The organism is Paraburkholderia aspalathi, assembly GCF_900116445.1.
In the GTDB taxonomy this organism is placed as follows: Bacteria; Pseudomonadota; Gammaproteobacteria; order Burkholderiales; family Burkholderiaceae; genus Paraburkholderia; species Paraburkholderia aspalathi.
Map to the genome: position 1 here is coordinate 126,308 of NZ_FPBH01000016.1, position 15,875 is coordinate 142,182.

The 15,875-nt window shown below is 62.4% G+C and carries 17 protein-coding genes; 7 read left to right on the top strand and 10 right to left on the bottom strand.

Translation table 11 applies throughout. The annotated features are described in order from the left end of the window. Positions 1 to 35 precede the first annotated feature (35 nt). From BM438_RS23495 to BM438_RS23505, 3 genes are read right to left on the bottom strand one after another with little or no spacing between them, the layout of a single operon-like run. Positions 36 to 899 (bottom strand): ABC transporter permease, encoded by an 864-nt coding sequence (locus tag BM438_RS23495; RefSeq protein ID WP_093638616.1) that lies wholly within the window; start codon positions 897 to 899, stop codon positions 36 to 38. Next, positions 896 to 1,879, bottom strand: coding sequence for an ABC transporter permease (locus BM438_RS23500; RefSeq protein WP_093638621.1), 984 nt, complete (start codon positions 1,877 to 1,879; stop codon positions 896 to 898). Before BM438_RS23500 ends, BM438_RS23495 begins: the two co-directional genes overlap by 4 nt. Continuing rightward, entirely contained in the window at positions 1,876 to 2,970 is a 1,095-nt protein-coding gene (locus BM438_RS23505; protein ID WP_093638626.1) for an ABC transporter substrate-binding protein, read from the bottom strand. The genes BM438_RS23500 and BM438_RS23505 overlap by 4 nt, the downstream gene beginning before the upstream one ends. Positions 2,971 to 3,534: 564 nt before the next feature. Between BM438_RS23505 and BM438_RS23510 the strand changes: the two genes are divergently transcribed. Then, positions 3,535 to 4,428: a LysR substrate-binding domain-containing protein gene (locus BM438_RS23510; RefSeq protein WP_093638630.1), complete on the top strand. Its 894-nt coding sequence runs from the start codon at positions 3,535 to 3,537 to the stop codon at positions 4,426 to 4,428. A 46-nt stretch (positions 4,429 to 4,474) separates the two neighbouring features. Here BM438_RS23510 and BM438_RS23515 read toward each other — a convergent pair whose 3' ends face one another. Together BM438_RS23515 and BM438_RS23520 are read right to left on the bottom strand one after the other, a co-directional pair. Beyond that, positions 4,475 to 5,557: a calcium:cation antiporter gene (locus BM438_RS23515; RefSeq protein ID WP_093638634.1), complete on the bottom strand. Its 1,083-nt coding sequence runs from the start codon at positions 5,555 to 5,557 to the stop codon at positions 4,475 to 4,477. Between the two features lie 436 nt (positions 5,558 to 5,993). After that, entirely contained in the window at positions 5,994 to 6,356 is a 363-nt protein-coding gene (locus BM438_RS23520; RefSeq protein WP_093638639.1) for a BON domain-containing protein, read from the bottom strand. 394 nt (positions 6,357 to 6,750) lie between these two features. Here BM438_RS23520 and BM438_RS23525 point away from each other — a divergent pair, with 394 nt between their 5' ends. Together BM438_RS23525 and BM438_RS23530 are read left to right on the top strand one after the other, a co-directional pair. After that, positions 6,751 to 7,398, top strand: coding sequence for a DNA-3-methyladenine glycosylase (locus BM438_RS23525; RefSeq protein ID WP_093638644.1), 648 nt, complete (start codon positions 6,751 to 6,753; stop codon positions 7,396 to 7,398). Between the two features lie 270 nt (positions 7,399 to 7,668). Then, entirely contained in the window at positions 7,669 to 8,013 is a 345-nt protein-coding gene (locus BM438_RS23530; RefSeq protein ID WP_093638649.1) for a DUF4148 domain-containing protein, read from the top strand. 336 nt (positions 8,014 to 8,349) lie between these two features. Here BM438_RS23530 and BM438_RS23535 read toward each other — a convergent pair whose 3' ends face one another. After that, positions 8,350 to 8,793, bottom strand: coding sequence for a CBS domain-containing protein (locus BM438_RS23535; RefSeq protein ID WP_054036399.1), 444 nt, complete (start codon positions 8,791 to 8,793; stop codon positions 8,350 to 8,352). A 267-nt stretch (positions 8,794 to 9,060) separates the two neighbouring features. Between BM438_RS23535 and ribA the strand changes: the two genes are divergently transcribed. Then, entirely contained in the window at positions 9,061 to 9,711 is a 651-nt protein-coding gene (gene ribA / locus BM438_RS23540) for a GTP cyclohydrolase II (RefSeq protein WP_054036395.1), read from the top strand. Between the two features lie 144 nt (positions 9,712 to 9,855). Here the strand turns inward: ribA and BM438_RS23545 are convergent, their stop codons facing one another. Next, positions 9,856 to 10,056, bottom strand: a complete 201-nt coding sequence (locus BM438_RS23545) for a hypothetical protein (RefSeq protein ID WP_093638653.1) — start codon at positions 10,054 to 10,056, stop codon at positions 9,856 to 9,858. Between the two features lie 26 nt (positions 10,057 to 10,082). Next, positions 10,083 to 11,003, bottom strand: coding sequence for an NmrA family NAD(P)-binding protein (locus tag BM438_RS23550; RefSeq protein ID WP_093638657.1), 921 nt, complete (start codon positions 11,001 to 11,003; stop codon positions 10,083 to 10,085). 207 nt (positions 11,004 to 11,210) lie between these two features. Here BM438_RS23550 and BM438_RS23555 point away from each other — a divergent pair, with 207 nt between their 5' ends. From BM438_RS23555 to BM438_RS23565, 3 genes are all read left to right on the top strand, one after another. Beyond that, positions 11,211 to 12,146, top strand: coding sequence for an AraC family transcriptional regulator (locus BM438_RS23555; RefSeq protein WP_093638661.1), 936 nt, complete (start codon positions 11,211 to 11,213; stop codon positions 12,144 to 12,146). A 105-nt stretch (positions 12,147 to 12,251) separates the two neighbouring features. Next, positions 12,252 to 13,346, top strand: coding sequence for a triacylglycerol lipase (locus BM438_RS23560; RefSeq protein ID WP_093638666.1), 1,095 nt, complete (start codon positions 12,252 to 12,254; stop codon positions 13,344 to 13,346). A gap of 4 nt (positions 13,347 to 13,350) precedes the next feature. Next, the gene (locus BM438_RS23565) at positions 13,351 to 14,409 is read left to right on the top strand and encodes a lipase secretion chaperone (RefSeq protein ID WP_093638669.1); all 1,059 of its coding nucleotides are present in this window, start codon (positions 13,351 to 13,353) and stop codon (positions 14,407 to 14,409) included. 28 nt (positions 14,410 to 14,437) lie between these two features. Here BM438_RS23565 and BM438_RS23570 read toward each other — a convergent pair whose 3' ends face one another. After that, complete coding sequence (locus BM438_RS23570; RefSeq protein ID WP_093638673.1) at positions 14,438 to 15,265, bottom strand: anti-sigma factor family protein; 828 nt, start codon at positions 15,263 to 15,265, stop codon at positions 14,438 to 14,440. Beyond that, positions 15,262 to 15,780 carry a sigma-70 family RNA polymerase sigma factor gene (locus BM438_RS23575; protein ID WP_093638677.1) on the bottom strand — a complete coding sequence of 173 codons (519 nt, stop codon included), beginning with the start codon at positions 15,778 to 15,780 and terminating at the stop codon, positions 15,262 to 15,264. The genes BM438_RS23570 and BM438_RS23575 overlap by 4 nt, the downstream gene beginning before the upstream one ends. Between the last annotated feature and the right edge of the window lie 95 nt (positions 15,781 to 15,875).

Consider the following 15,875-nt stretch of genomic DNA (forward strand, 5'->3'; position numbering starts at 1 on the left):
AAAAGGCGTCAGCGCAGCGTGAATCGAAAGGGCGGTCAAAGCGCCACCCCTTCGTCGCCGATCAGCTTTTCGAGCAGCCAGATCAGCGCGAAGTCGATCGCGACGATGAATACGGCGAAACAGAATACGGTCGGATCGAGCGACGACACCGTGCGGCTGTAGAGCCACACAGGCAGCGTCATCGTGTCGATGCCGTACAGGAAGAAGGTCACCGTGAATTCGTTGAACGAGACGATGAACGCGAACAGCATGCCGGCGAGAATGCCGGGGCGCATCAGCGGCAGGATCACGTCGATCAGCGCGCGGCTCGGGCTCGCACCCATCACGCAGGCCGCTTCCTCGAACTCCGGGCCAATCGAGGCCACCGATGCCGCGCAATTTTTCACGGTGAACGGCAGCGCCAGAATCACGTGCGCGATGATCAGGCGGAACACGCCGAGTTCGATCGGCAGCACGTTGAACACCAGCAACAGCGACAAACCGAGCATCACTAGCGGATAGACGAGCGGCAAGGCCACCAGTTGTTCGACCGCGGGTTTGCCGCGAAAACGGTAGCGGCTCAGTGCGTAGGCGGCGGGCACGGAGACGAGCGTGGCGATGACCATCGTCGAGAGCGCGACGATCAGGCTCGTGCTGAGCGCGGCGCCCATCGAGAGGGAGTCGCTTGCATCCGGCGAGACGAAGCTGTGCCACGCCGCGCGGTACCAGTGCAGGCCGTAGGCGTGCGGCGGGAATTCGAGCGTGTCGGCCGCGCTGAACGACATCGTGATCATCGTCAGGATCGGCAGTGCGGCGAGGAACAGCACGATGGCGGCGAGCAGCGCGGTGGCTTTGCCGAGCTGGCCGGGCATGGTCATCGGCAAACGCGGCAGGCGCAGGGATTGAAGTGGCGTGCTCATGCGTGAGGCTCCTCGGCGAGACGTTGTGTGCGGCGCACGAGGCGCTGCGACAGTGCCATCACGGTGAGCGTCGCGACCATCAATACGACGCCCGATGCCGAAGCGGCGGGCCAGTTCAGCAAGGGCGCGACCTGGTCGTGGACCAGCACGGCGAGCATCGGCACGCGGCGTCCGCCGAGCAGCAGGGGCACGGCGAAGGCGCTGGCGTTGTACGCGAACACGAGCAGGGCACCGGACACGAGCCCCGGCATGGCAAGCGGCAGCAACACATGACGCAGCGTCTGCCAGCGCGTCGCGCCGAGCGTGGCCGCGGCTTCTTCATACGAGCTGGAAACTGCGCGCATCGCGCTCGACAACGGCAGCACGGCCAGAGGAAACGCCGTCTGAATCAGGCCCAGCAACACGCCGTGTTCGCGATACAGCCACATCACCGGGCGGTCGACGAGGCCGCTGCCGAGCAGCGCGTGATTGAGCAGGCCGGCCGGGCCGAGAATGATCAGCCAGCCATAACCTTGCAGCAGCAGATTGACGAGCAAGGGCAGCAGCACGCCTGCGAGCAACAGCCGCCGCGCGAGCCGCGACTTGGTGCGCGCCATTGCCAGGGCGACGGGAATCGCCAGCAGCACGGCGCAGACCATGCTTTGAAAGGCGAGCCGCAACGTGAGCCACAGCGACTTCAGGAAATAACCGTCGATGAGATCGGCATAGTTCTGCAGCGTGAAGCCGCGCCATTCGTTGCCTTGCGTACCAAAGCTCATGCGCAGCACGACGAGCGCTGCCGCGCCGAGAATGGCGAGAAACAGCAGGATCGGCGCGAGCAGAATCCAGGGGCGCGCTTTCGCGAGCGCCGAGGATGCCTGCTCGTCCGGTGCGCGGGAAGCGGCGCCGGGCGAGCCGGAGGCCGCGCCCGACGCATCACCCGACGCAGCGTCCGACGCCGATGAGGCACGCCGCGAAAAACGCGCGAGCATCGCGGTCATGCCGAGAAAATTTCGGTGTAGCGTTTGATCCACGCAGGCTGCACGACAGCGAGCGCCTTGTCGTCATGCAGGATTGCTTTCTCGGCGATCTGCTTCGGGCTCGGCACGAATGCGCGGCTCTCGGCAGGAATCACCGCCTTCGAGTTGACCGGTCCGTTCAGCACGTCGGCAGCCATGCGGCCTTGCACGCCGGCATCAAGCGAATGGTTGATGAAGGCGTGGATCAGATCGCTGTCGGCGGGGTGCGACTTCGGGATCACCGTGAACATCAGTTGCGTGGCGAAGCCTTCCTTCATGCCGTAGGTCACGCCCATCTTGTACTCGGGCTTGCGGATCTGGTCAGGGAAGAAGGCCGGCGAATAGATGCCGCCGATATCGAGCGAGCCGGTGCGGAACAGATCGGCTACCTGATTCGGGTTCTCGCCGAGCGTCATCACGTGATCTTTCAGTTCCATCAGCTTCTTGAAGCCCGGCTCGATGTTCTGTTGCGAGCCGCCGTTCATTTTCGCGGCGATGATCGCGAGGTCCACCGCTTCGGCCCATTCGGGCGGCGGCAGGAACAGGCGTCCGGCGTACTTCGGGTCCCACAGTGCTTCGTACGAAGACGGCGCCGTCTTGACCGTCGACGTGTTGTAGATCAAGCCATCCGACCACAGCAGATAACCCACGCCGAAGCCATTCGCGCCCGTGCGGTATTGCGGCGCGACCTCCTTCAGGTTCGGCAGCTTGTCGAGATCGGGCTTCATCAGCAGACCCGCGTCGCCGAGACCCGCCGCGCCGACGCCGGCCAGCGTGATGACGTCGTAAGTGGGACGATCGCCCGCGGCCTTGACCTTGGCGACCATGCCGGAGGTGCCGTCGGCGCGGTCAGCGATGACCTTGGCGCCGGTCTTCGCCGTGAACGTGGCGGCGATATTGCGCAAAGCGGCGGCGCCCGTGTCGTCCGACCAGGTCAGCAAGCGCAGTGTCTTGCCTGCGAAGTTGTGCTCCTGTGCCCGCAGATTGACGAACGGCATCGGCAAACTGGACGCCGCGAGTGCTGCGCCGATTGCCTTGATGGCCTGCCTTCTACCCCGTTTGATCTCTTGCATGGCGGTCTCCTGTGTTGAACGCCTGTTGCCTGGTGATATTCGCTTTGACCGCTGCCGCTGCATCGCCCATTTGCGCTGCCTGCCTTACTCAATCCCACGTACCCAACCTCACTCGCTACCGGCTGCGTTGCGTGTTGATGCACTCTAGGTTTGTCAAAATCCCTCAACAAACGAAATATGCGCATGGAGCGCATGACGGAATCTCATGGGCTGGCGCTTGTGCGACGCTAGCGGCGGCTTGGCTGCGATCCGTGGGAACGCCAATCCAGTGGCGTATCGGGGTTAACGTCCATGATTTTTTCGCGCGGGCGGCCCGCTGGGAGGTATGAGGAAAGCTCGGTTCTGGTGCGGTGTCTGGCGGCATCTGCCCTGAGTCGGTGCAAGCGGGCGCGCTCAGGCCGGAATTGACAGCCCTGTCATGAGCGAAATGCATGCATATTTGCTCGCGCGCAACGCGTGAAAAATATTCTTATCGCGTATTCTGTTGGTTCAAGGGGCGTGACGGCAGCCAACACCGCCCGCCCACGCAATGACTTTTCCTGATCCCTGACCGGACTCATCCAGATGCGACGTCTCCCGCCGCTCAATGCGCTGCAGATTTTCGAAACCGTGGCGCGGCATCGCAGCTTCACACGCGCCGCTGACCACCTATGCCTGACACAGGGCGCGGTAAGCCGGCAGATCATCGCGCTCGAGGACTACTACAAGTTTCCGCTCTTCAAGCGCCATGCGAAAGGCCTGACGCTGACCGCCGAAGGCGAATTGTTGCTGCCCGCGGTCAAGGAGAGCTTCGCGCGTATCGAAGAGATATCGCTGCGGCTCACGCGTCAGCGTACCGATCTCGCGCTGAAGGTGCCGACCTGCGTGATGCGCTGGATGTTGCCGAAGATCATGCGCTTCCAGGCCGAGTATCCCGAGCTGCATGTTCAGATCACCACCACCTGGCAGCACGACGTCGACTTCCAGCTCGAGCCGTTCGACGCGGCGATCATCTATGGCTCGTCACCGGGCGCGGACGTGCAGGCGGTGCCCTTATTCGAGGAGCGTCTGACGCCGGTGTGCGCGCCGGATCTGTTGAAAGACAAACCGTTGAACGAGGTGGCGGATCTGGCGCGCCACACGCTGCTGCATCCAACGCGCGACCATCGCGACTGGAAGATGTGGCTTGCCAGGGTGATCGAGGTGGATGCTGCGAATGCGCCGGCGATCGACGCTGAACACGGCCCGAGCTTCGACACGCTCGACATGGCGACCAACGCCGCCTTGCAAGGCTTCGGTGTCGCCATCAGCGATCTTGCCCTGATCGACGAAGACGTCGCGGCCAAGCGTCTCGTGCGGCCATTCGATACGGTGCTCAAGACCGGCTGGCGGTACTACTTCGTGTATCCGGATTCAGTCGCGCATCAGCAGAAGCTGAATCTGTTCCGCGACTGGATTGCGGAGCATTGGGAAGAGTAAGGAGAGGGCCGCTTGTTTGCGTAGAGCGTGGCCCCGAGCCTTATCGTCAGGGCGCGAAAGACAGAAACAGATACGCCGCGAACAGCGACAGATGCACGGCGCCTTGCAGGATCGTCGTGCGTCCGGAACTGAGCGTCAGGGTGCCGACGATCAACGTGAGCATCAGCAGCACGGTTTCCTTGCCGTCGATGCCGAGAATGAGCGGCTGAGCAGTCCACAAGAACACGGCAGCGACCGTCGGAATAGTCAGCCCGATACTGGCCAGCGCCGAGCCGAGCGCGAGATTCAGGCTGTTCTGCAAGCGATCGGCGCGCGCCGCGCGCACGGCGGCGAGCCCTTCCGGCAGCAGCACCAGCGCCGCGATGATAATGCCGACCACCGCCGGCGGCGCACCCGCGTTCTTGACCGCGGTTTCAACCACCGGCGAGAGCACTTTCGCGAGCAATACGACGGCGACGAGGCACACCACCAGCAAGCCGCCCGCTGCCAGCGCGACACCGATGCTCGGCGGGGCGGCGTGGACGTCCTCGTCGGGAACGTCGGCAAGAAAGTAGTCGCGATGCCGCACGGTCTGAACGAACACGAACACCCCATACAGCACCAGCGACGACACCCCCGCGAACGCCAGTTGCGACGATGACAGAACCGGGCCGGCGCTAGTCGTCGTGTAGTTCGGCATCACCAGAGTCAATACGGACAAGGACGCGAGTACCGCCAGCGCGGCCGCCGCGCCACGACTTTGAAAATCCTGCTCGCGATGCCGGATGCCGCCCACCAGCAGGCAGATGCCCACGATCCCATTACAGACGATCATCACCGCGGCGAACACCGTGTCGCGCGCAAGCCCGGCCTTTTCCGGGCCGGAGGTCAGCATCACCGAAACGATCAGCGCGACCTCGATCACCGTGACGGCCACCGCCAGCACCAGGGTACCGAACGGCTCGCCGACGCGATGCGCGACCACTTCCGCGTGGTGCACCGCTGTGAACACGGCGGCGCACAGCGCGACGCCGATCAGCGCGAGCAGCAGCCCGTTGCCCGGCACGGCATACGCGATGCCCAGCACGATCCAGGCAACGAAGGGCGCGGCGATGGTCCAGCGGGGCAAAACGGTCGCGGGTGTGGTCATTCAGGACTTCCTTTAGATGCGTGTTCTTGTTGCTTGTACGGGACTGATGCGGCGTGCACGCACGGTGTTGACGAGACCTGGGAGCGAGCGAAGATGCTAAACCAACTTGTCAACAACGTGCTCTAACGCATTAAATTATAAAGGATAATTCTAGGCGGTCCGGATTTTGTCATCCGGCACTACAGACGATTGTGCCGACGCACTGGCGAAGGTGACAAGGCAATCGGCGGCTGTTCCGCATCTGAAGGATTGAGTGACGCAGGATTGCGCGGACAATGCGGCGCGGTTTTGATGAGTGAAACACCATCGGCAGACTAAAACTGCCGGGTTGGCAGCGTCAGGCGTCAGGGAAAGAAACAGGCTGCTTCGGTTCGGACGCACCGCCTCGTGATGAAGCGATGCGTCCGGATAAAGCGTTACAGCTGACCGACGCGGTTTACTGGCCGACCGGACGGATCGAGAGGGCGTTCTTGACCGACGTCACGCCCGGCACGGCTTGCGCGGCCTGGGTTGCCAGGTCGACTTGCGGCTGCTCAGGCACTGTGCCGGCCAGCGTCACTGCGCCGCCACGTGCGCGCACGGTGATGTTGGTCACGCTCAGGCCCTTGGTCTTCGACAGCGCGCTGCGCACTTTACGACCCAGTGCGCGGTTGGCCGCCTTGTCCGCCTTGGCGCTAGGGGCGGACGAAGCCGCGGGAGCCGCCGGAGCTGCAGCGTCGCTGCTTTGCGCGTACGCATTGATGGACGCCAGAACGATCAGCGCACCGCCGACCATCTTGATTGCCTGGAATGCTTTCATTCAACTCTCTCCTATTGTCATGAATACGACGGCCCCGGGATGGGCCGGTGTACTGCACCAGCGGGTACTTCGGGATCAAATCTGAATGGAACGTTGCTGCGGTCGTGCGACTTCTTGCAATCTGTAAGCGGATCAGGCGCGCCTAAGCACACGCATGCCGGCAAAGGCTGTCCTGCAAGCCGGAAACACACGATACTCCAATTAGTGCCATGGTGAATGCGTCGGTGCCTGGAAATGAGGTTTTGGTACAACGAATGGTCCGATGAAGGCAGGCCGATGGCGCTTCGCCGCTTGATGCGGCGCGGGTTGCACGCCCGTTGGCGTGTCCGCTGCACGGGTAGGCCGCGCATCTATCGAACCCAGCGCTTTGCGCTTAACGACTCGTCCGCATTGCATGCCGAATCAGCCTCTACCCATCCTCCCATTGCTTCGTGACGATTTACCGCTCGATACCGTCGCGCTGGCGCGTTTCATGATTGGCAAATATCTCGTGCACGACCTTCCCGAAGGCCGTATCAGCGGCCGCATTGTCGAAACCGAGGCGTACCCGCTCGGCGATTCGACCAGCCACGCATTTGCAGGCCGGCGCCCGTATAACGGTTCGATGTTTCTCGCTCCCGGCCACGCTTATATCCGGCTCACGTATGGGCTTTCGTACATGCTGAACATGTCTGCGGAAGCGGAAGAGGTTGGCGCGGGTATTCTGATTCGCGCGATCGAGCCGCTGGAAGGTTTGCCGCTGATGGAGGCGCGGCGGCCTGGCGTGCCGCTGCGCGATCTCGCGCGCGGACCCGGCCGGCTCACCATGGCCTTGGGAATCGATCAGTCGTTTGACGGCCGCGATCTTTGCAGCGGACATGGCCTGTGGATCGGTGTGATCGAGACGGGCGATGTGCCGATCGGCGTGACGACCCGCATCGGCTTGTCGCGCGAGATGCATCGGCCGTTGCGGTTTTTCGAACCCGGCAGCGCGTTCGTCAGCGGAGCGCGAAAATTGCTGCTGCCACCGCATGCTGAGGCGTTGACGAGTCCGTCAATCTGACCATTAGCGTCAGGCAATGCGGCGAAACACGTTCTGTGGAGACGCATTTTCCAACCATCAGACAGAAAGGTTACGATCCCGACAATTATTACGGTAAAACGAAGCCTTCAATCGTCTTTGGCGGTAAGTTTCGCCACACTCTTGCGTTTTGAACAATTATCTATCTCACAATTAAGGGTTTTCCCGCGATGATTGGGTGACTAGACTGAAATCACTCGCTTCTCACATGGTGTGGCAAGCGAAGCTAAAAAACAGATCTGGAGGTAAGTCATGAAATCGCTCATCAAGGCAATCGCCGTTGCAGCCGTTCTCGCCGTCCCAGTAGCTTCGTTCGCTCAATCGGGCGACCAGCCCGCGACCCGCGCAGAAGTCCGCAGTCAGTTGATTCAGCTTGAACAAGCGGGCTATAACCCGGCCGCCAGCAACGACACGAACTATCCGAGCGACGCTCAAGCCGCCGAAAGCCGTGTGCAGGCGCAAAATCCGGCAGTCGCGCAAACGCAGGAACCCGTCGCGGATACCAGCGGTTACGGTGGCGCAGTGAGCGGTTCGTCACAAGCCGGTGGCGTCTTGCAACCGACGTCTGGCCCGAAGTCGGTTTATTTTGGTAACTAAGTTTGGTAACTAAGTTTGGTAACTAAGTTTGGTAACTGAGTTTGGCAACCAAGTTTGGAGGCCGGCTGGTCCGGCCGGCAGTTGATGTGACCGAAGCGGGGCGTGCGTAAATTAGCTGAGCGCACGTTCCGCCGTTCCGCAAGCAGTCAGCAATGTGATGCGGCGACCCACGTGCGCGCTTTATGCGGCGCGCATTCTCACGGTCCACAATTCAGGAACCTCCGCTGCCGAAAGGTAGCTTCGCCCAACCTTTTTCAAGGATTGGGCTTTTTTTGCGCCCCGTTCAGCAGTGCGCGAAGCCCGCCGTGTGGCGCGACCTGCGATATGCCGCGAACCTCAGGGGCGTTCGCCGTGGATATAGAACTCGAGTTGCTGAATGGTGAATTGCTGTTCGGCGATGATGTTCTTCACCAGATCGCCGATCGACACCATGCCGACCAGGCGGTCGTTTTCGATGACCGGCAAGTGGCGCATGCGCCGTTCGGTCATCAGAGCCATGCAATCATCGGTGGTCTGGTCAGGGCGGACAAAGCGCACGGCTTTGCTCATGATGTCGCGCACCGGCGTAGCCTTCGACGAACGATCCATCAGGACGACCTTCCGCGCATAGTCCCGCTCCGTAACGATCCCGGCGATGCTGTCGCCGTCCGTCACGACCAGTGCGCCGATGCCTTTTTCAGCCATCAGCTTGATCGCGTCGTAGACGGAATCGTCGGCCCCGACGGTGAAGACGGTGGTGTTGTTCGGTTTAGTTTTAAGAAGCTGTGCAACGCTTGTCATGGAGCAACTCCGTTTCGCAGTGCAGCACGCCGATGCGGCGCGCTGTCGTGAGGGACAGGCTATTCCAGTATAGGCGCGGCGCGCGGCGGAAGGACCTCGGGAATACCTGTGGCGCGCAATGCGTTTAACTCAGATAGCCATGTGATGCGCGTTGGTTTGGCGCGCGGCACGCGGGCATCCGGGCGCGGTGTGCCGATTAGCGGTAAACTGCCGGTCCATACCGCATCCCAATTTTGCGGGTTCATGTCAGCACCATTGTCCAACGCCATGCTCACGTCTCACGATCCGTCGCAAGCAACAGACGGCGCACCCAGCGGCGAGTGCGTCGTCCTCGACGCTACCGCCACGCTCCCCACGCGCTACGGCACGTTTACCTCTTACGTGTTTCGCGTGGCCGATAGCGGCGCCGAACATCTCGCGCTCGTGATGGGCGACGTCGCAAACCAGTCGTCCGTGTTGACGCGCCTGCACTCCGAGTGCCTGACGGGCGACGTGCTCGGCTCGTACCGCTGCGATTGCGGCGAACAACTCGATCTGGCGCTGCGTTATATCGCGGCTGAAGGCTGTGGGGTGCTGCTGTATCTACGCGGCCACGAAGGGCGCGGCATTGGCCTGTCGAACAAGATCCGCGCGTATGCGTTGCAAGAGCAGGGCCGTGACACCGTCGAGGCCAATCTCGATCTCGGCTTGCCCGACGACTCGCGTGAATACGATTCCGCGGCAGGCATTCTGCGCACGCTCAAGGTCACTTCGGTGCGCCTGATGAGCAACAATCCGGAGAAATTCGACACGCTGTCGAAGCATGGCATTCCGGTATGCGAGCGGGTGGCGCTGGCGATTCCGATGCGCGAGGAAAACGAGCGCTATATCCGCACCAAACAATTGAAGTTTGGGCACTACTTCGACGAAAACGAATAATCGACACATGCACGCCGGCCACCGTTTGTTTGCAAACGGTGGCCGGCGTTGTGGCGTCGGTTTCGTCAATGTAGTGCGGCCTTGACGCGGTGATGACATCTCTGCGGCGTGTCTACGGCGTATCGAGCCGCGAGCCGCCGCGAATCAGAACAAGCCAAAGTCGTCGTTGCTATCCGGGATTGCGTTCAGCACGTCCCGAAGCGCTCGCCAGCCTGTCAGTCCCGCAAGACTTGCCCGGATCGCCATCCAGTGGCGGACGCTCGTGGTCGCGCGCGTTCGCGAGATTCGACGCTCCACGATCTTCCGCGATTCCATCGATGCGCGCAGCAAAGGGCAGGTATGCATGTCATTCCTCCTGATACGAGTGCCGTTTAGCGCGCAGTGGCGTTTGCATTTGCAGCTGAAGTTTCAGCGACACGCGCCAGGATCGACGCAAACACGCCCTCTAGCGCAGTCGCGCCGAAGCGCCGCTCGCTGATCTCCGTTTCGACGTCGATGCGGCCCGCGTTATGTGCGTCGTACAGATCCGTGATGAGGCGCGCGTGGTTCTCGCCGAGTCCCGCGCCATGAAGCATGGCGGCCCATTCGCTGCGTGGCACTTCGTAGGCCGTGATCTGACGGTGCGCCAATGCACCGAGTGTGCGTGCGACATCTAACGCGCTGATGCGCGTTTCACCTTCGATACTCACCACTCGTGGTGACACCTTCGCCGGCCTGTCGTCGAGCAATAGCTCAGCGGCCAGCAGTCCGACATCCTCTGCAGCAACCGTCGGAAACATCTTGCTCAACGGATGATGCAGACTCGGCAGCACGCCTCTGGCGAGTGCGACCGGCAGCACGCGCGCCCAGTTGTGCATGTGTTCGGCTGCGCGCAGAAACGTCAACTGCGAATCAATAGGTGCGAGTTGCGTCTCGAGGGCGTGGAAGAGCGTCGTGATGCCGGTGCCGCTCGCGTGTTCCGCGCCGTAGTCGGACAGCGCGAGCACCCGTTGCGGCGGGTCGGCGCGCAAAGTGTCAGCGCTCACGTCGATCATGCGCCGCATCGTGGTTGCGGGATCGGCGTCCGCGTGCGGCACTGGACAGAGTATCTGTACCGCTTCCGCGCCTTCGATGGCGCGCGCGACCGAAGCCGGATCGAGCAGATCGGCGATGGCGATTTCACAGCCGATTTCCGCTAACGCCTTGCCTTGCCTCGCGTGGCGCACGACCGCGCGCACTTCGCGGCCCGCCCGGCGCAACGCCGCCGCACTCACTCTGCCTACATTGCCTGCTGCTCCAAAGATCACGTACACGTTGAGCTCCTTCCTGGGTCGGTATGCGGCCATCTTAGGGAGACGGCGACGGAGAAACGCGCGGGCACGGATCGTCGTGCGCAGATTCGGATGATTGTTTTTCTTTGTGGCGGCGCAGCACGTGCGTTGAAGCGGTGCGCGCCAAGCGAAAGAGCAAAAAACGCAGCACAATGCACACACATTGGCCGCCATCCACGAGGGAAAGCAATGAACGCCGTGACACCGATACCGCAGCCGCATAGTGGCTCTCGCATCGCGCTTCTCTCGAGCAAGACGCTCGGCTGGCAGGGCTTCGGCGCGGAACTGGTCAACGTGTCGGCCGGGCTGCACCGGATTCCAGCGCTCAAGCATCATCGCGTGGGTGTGCATGTCGGTGCGCCGGTCAAGGCGCGTTGCGTGTGCAATGAGCGCCGCTATTCGCGGATTCAGGCGCACGGCGATGCGGATGTTATTCCCGCGGGCGTCGACGGGCAGTGGACCGATGAGGCCGCCTGCACGATTTTCAGTGTGTGGATAGGCGAAGACTTCGCGCAGAGGACCGTCGAACAACTCGAATTGAAGACGAGCGAAGCGCGGCTTCGTCCGCAGTTCCAGATGCGCGACCCGCGTTTTCAGCATCTGGCTTGGGCGCTACGCGCGGAACTTGAAGCGGACGATACGTCCGATCCGCTCTACGCCGAAAGCCTGTGTACGGCGATGGTGGTGCGGCTGATCGGCAGCGCGCCGGCACTCGACAAACTCGAAAACAAACGTCGCACGCTGGTGCCGAAGACCGCCGCTCGTGTGATCGAGTTTATCGAAGCGAACCTCGATCAACGCCTCACTCTTGGCGAACTGGCAGTGCATGCTGAGTTGAGTGTCCCGCATTTCAAGGTGCTGTTTCGCGAAACGCTCGGTATGCCGGTGCATCAGTATGTCGTCCAGCGGCGCGTGGAGCGGGCGAGAGCGCTATTGCTTCAAGGCAGGTTGAGCGCGAGTCAGATCGCGCTGGAAACGGGCTTTGCGCATCAGAGTCATATGGCGCATTGGATGGGGCGGTTGTTGGGCGTTACGCCGCGCGAGTTGGTCAAGTCAAGCGCGAATCCAGGCAGCATTGTGGAGCTCGACGCCTTCAATGCCCGTCGCATTGCAACACCGCGATAGACCTTAAAAACGCACTGCAGCATAAGCAGTTTGGAGGATCGGCTCTATTGCCCTCGATCGATTTGTATAGCTAAATACGCGGACTTCGCAACCGGAGGCCGTCACATGTCGAAATCGAAGGGTTCTCGCATCGTCGCCTGGGCGATCGCGGCCGCAGTCGCCAATGCGCCGCTCGCTGTGCTTCTCACCATCGCCACTCCGGTTGCCATCGAGCGCGCAGTCGCCGCGACGTCGACCACCAGCGCCGATGATTATGCGGCAACCCGCTATCCCATCGTCCTCGTCCACGGCCTCACTGGGACCGACAAATATCTCGGCGTGCTCGACTACTGGTACGGCATTCAGTCCGACCTCCAGCAGCACGGCGCAAGCGTGTATGTGGCGAACCTGTCGGGCTTTCAGAGCGATGACGGTCCGAACGGCCGCGGCGAACAGTTACTCGCTTACGTGAAGCAGGTGCTGGCCGCGACCGGCGCGCAGAAGGTGAATCTGATCGGCCACAGCCAGGGCGGATTGACCTCGCGCTATGTTGCGGCAGTAGCGCCGGAACTCGTCGCTTCGGTCACCACGATCGGTACACCGCATCGCGGTTCGGAGTTCGCCGACTTCGTGCAGGACGCGTTGCAAAAAGATCCGACCGGTCTTTCGACACCGATCATCGGCGCGTTTGCGAATATATTCGGTATCCTGACGAGTAGTAATCACAACACGAATCAGAATGCGGTAGCCGCGCTGCAGACGCTGACCACGGCTAACGCCGCGGCCTACAACTTGCGCTATCCGAGTGCCGGCCTCGGTGCGCCCGGTTCATGCCAAACGGGCGCCGCGACTGAAACCGTCAACGGCAACACGCATCTGCTGTACTCGTGGGCGGGCAGTGCGATTCAGCCGACCTCCGTGCTTGGCATCCCCGGCGCCACTGACACCAGCGTCGCGCCAATCGATTCCGCCAACCTCCTTGATGCTTCGACACTCGTCCTGTACGGCACCGGCACGATCATGCTGAGCCGCCGGTCGGGGCAGAACGACGGACTCGTCTCGGTGTGCAGCGCACTCTACGGCAAGGTGCTCGGCACCAGCTATAAGTGGAACCATCTTGACGAGATCAACCAGTTGCTCGGCGTGCGCGGCGCGAACGCGGCCGACCCGGTGGCAGTGATTCGCACGCAGGCGAATCGCCTGAAGACGCAAGGCGTGTGAACGGATGCGGCGATTGGATCGGCAGCAGGGCAGCGCGCGCAGTCAGTGGCTGGTTTTCGTGGCGGTGGGTGTGGTGTCGGCCGGCGCGGCGTTGTGGGTGAACCGCCCGCCGTCCGCGCATGATGCGTCAGCGTTGCACGCGGTGAATGCAGCGAGCTCTGCGCAACCCGCGGTTGCTTCGGGCAAGGACATGGTGGCCGGCAGGTCGGCGGCCGGCGCATTGCCCGCTTCGCTCGACGGTTCGTCGCCACCGCATTTGCCAACCGATGGCCGCGGCCACCTCGCGCACACGCGTGCGGTCCGCGATTTCTTCGATTATTTCCTGACGACGCAGAACGAAATCTCTCCCGCGACGCTCGATGCTTTGGTGCGTCGCCAGATCGCCGCGCAACTCGACGGCACGCCGGCCGCCGACGAAGCGGTGACCGTCTGGCAGCGCTACAACGCGTATCGAACGGCGCTCGACCAACTGCCACAAACCTCGCCAATCCAAAGCCAGAACGGCGCAAAGCTGGACCTCGACGCGCTGCAGCTCTCGCTCGATCAGCGCGACGCCTTAGGCGCCCGCTTGATGGGCGAATGGAACGAGCCGTTCTTCGGAGCCGAATCGCAGCAGCAACATACGGATCTGGCGCGCCTGCGCATCGCGTCAGATGATTCGTTGAGCGCAGCGCAAAAAGCGGCGCGTCTCACCGCACTAGACGCGACACTGCCGCCGGAAACGCGCGCAGCCCACGAACGAGCGCGCCAGCAACAGGCCGCACTCGACGCGATCAGTCAAGCGCAGAAGCAGGGCGGTTCGCTCGATACGATGCGTGCGCAGATCACGCAGACACTTGGGCCTGAAGCGGCGCAGCGCGTCGTGCAGATGCAGCAGGCTGACGACGCCTGGCAAGCCCGCTACGCGGACTATGCGAGCCAGCGCGCGCAGATCGACAAACAGGGTTTGTCGCGTCAGCAACGCGACGCGCAGATTGCGCAGTTGCGCCAGCAGTTCTTCACCAATCCGAGCGACGTGATGCGCGCGGCGTCGCTCGATCGCGGCAGCGGTTCGGCAAACTGAACCCGCTATCGCGACCTGACAAGGCATCTCAACCCGGCGCGGCGCCCGTCAATTGCGAGTACACGTCATGCGACAGTTGCAACAGCACCTTGCGATCGATCCCGCCTGACACCGCATAGCCGAAGTCGCCGTCGACCCAGTAGAACACGTTCACTGGCCCGTCCTGATACAGCTTGAACGCAGTGGTATTCGAATTCACCTGACGGTGCGAAATGCACAGCGTCACGCGCTCGCCATTCGGCCCGCGATACATGAACTGCGCGGTCGGTCCATCGGCGCCCGGCAACAGGCGGCCACCCGAAAGATTGAAACCGCTCTTCGAGAGCATCGGCGGATGCACGTTGGTGCCGAGCCGGTTTGACAGCCATTGCACGAAATCCTGCTCATGATCCGCAGTCATTTCGGCTGGACGGTCGACGGCGGGCATATAGACCACATGCGCCACCGCGGCCTGCCGCGCAAACATTTCCGAACTGTCCGCACTGACCGGGCGCGTGTTCGACTGACCGGCGACCGGCGCCACGACGTCCTGCCCCATATGCGTGCCGACGCCGATGCCCACGCCCAACACCAGCGCTGCCGCCATCCCCGCAAACTGCGGCCAGTTGGCGGCTATGCGCCAGCGGCGCCCACTGGCCAGAGGCGTTTGCAGACGTTTGGGCACGGGCTCGCTCAGCACGCGGTCATAGCGGTCATGAAACATGTTGTTCAGCGAGAAATAATCGCTGACGCGTGCGGCCAACTCGGGGTTCTGTTCGAGCGCGCGCTCCACCTCGACGCGTCGTTCGTCGGACAGCGTGCCGTCCACGTACGCGTGCAGTTCTTGTTCGCCGATCGGCGTGTGTTGGTCGCTCATCGCACCACCTGTAGTTTTGCACCGGGCTGCGTGCCCGCCATCAATGCCCGAAGCCGCTCGCGCCCACGCGACAGGCGCGACATCACCGTGCCGATCGGAATGTTCAGCGCCAGCGCCACGTCGGCGTAGCTCATTTCCTCGAGACCGACCAGCAGCACGACTTCGCGCTGCTCCATCGGCAGACGCTGCAGCGCGTAGTCGAGGTCGCGCATTTCCAGTGAACGGGTCTGGTCGGACTGCACGGCAAATTCGCTTTCGTGGACGCTGTCGTCGTCGACCGCTACGTGAACCGCGCGTGCGGAAGCCTTGCGCGCCTGATTGGCGAACACGTTGTGCATGATCGTGAACAGCCATGCACGCAGGTCGGTGCCCGGCTGGAACATGCCGGTACGGCCGAGCGCGCGTTCGAGCGTGTCCTGCACCAGATCGTCGGCGAGATCGCGATTGTTGATCAGCGCTCGCGCATAGCGCCGCAAGCGCGGCACATGCTCCATCAACTCGTCACGGACATCCATTTTCTATCCCAATCGTGGGGCTTCTCGTAGGCGCCGGGTGGGCAGCCGTCGATTGAACCACCACGCGTATTCGAGGTGCAAACACACGTGGGCAC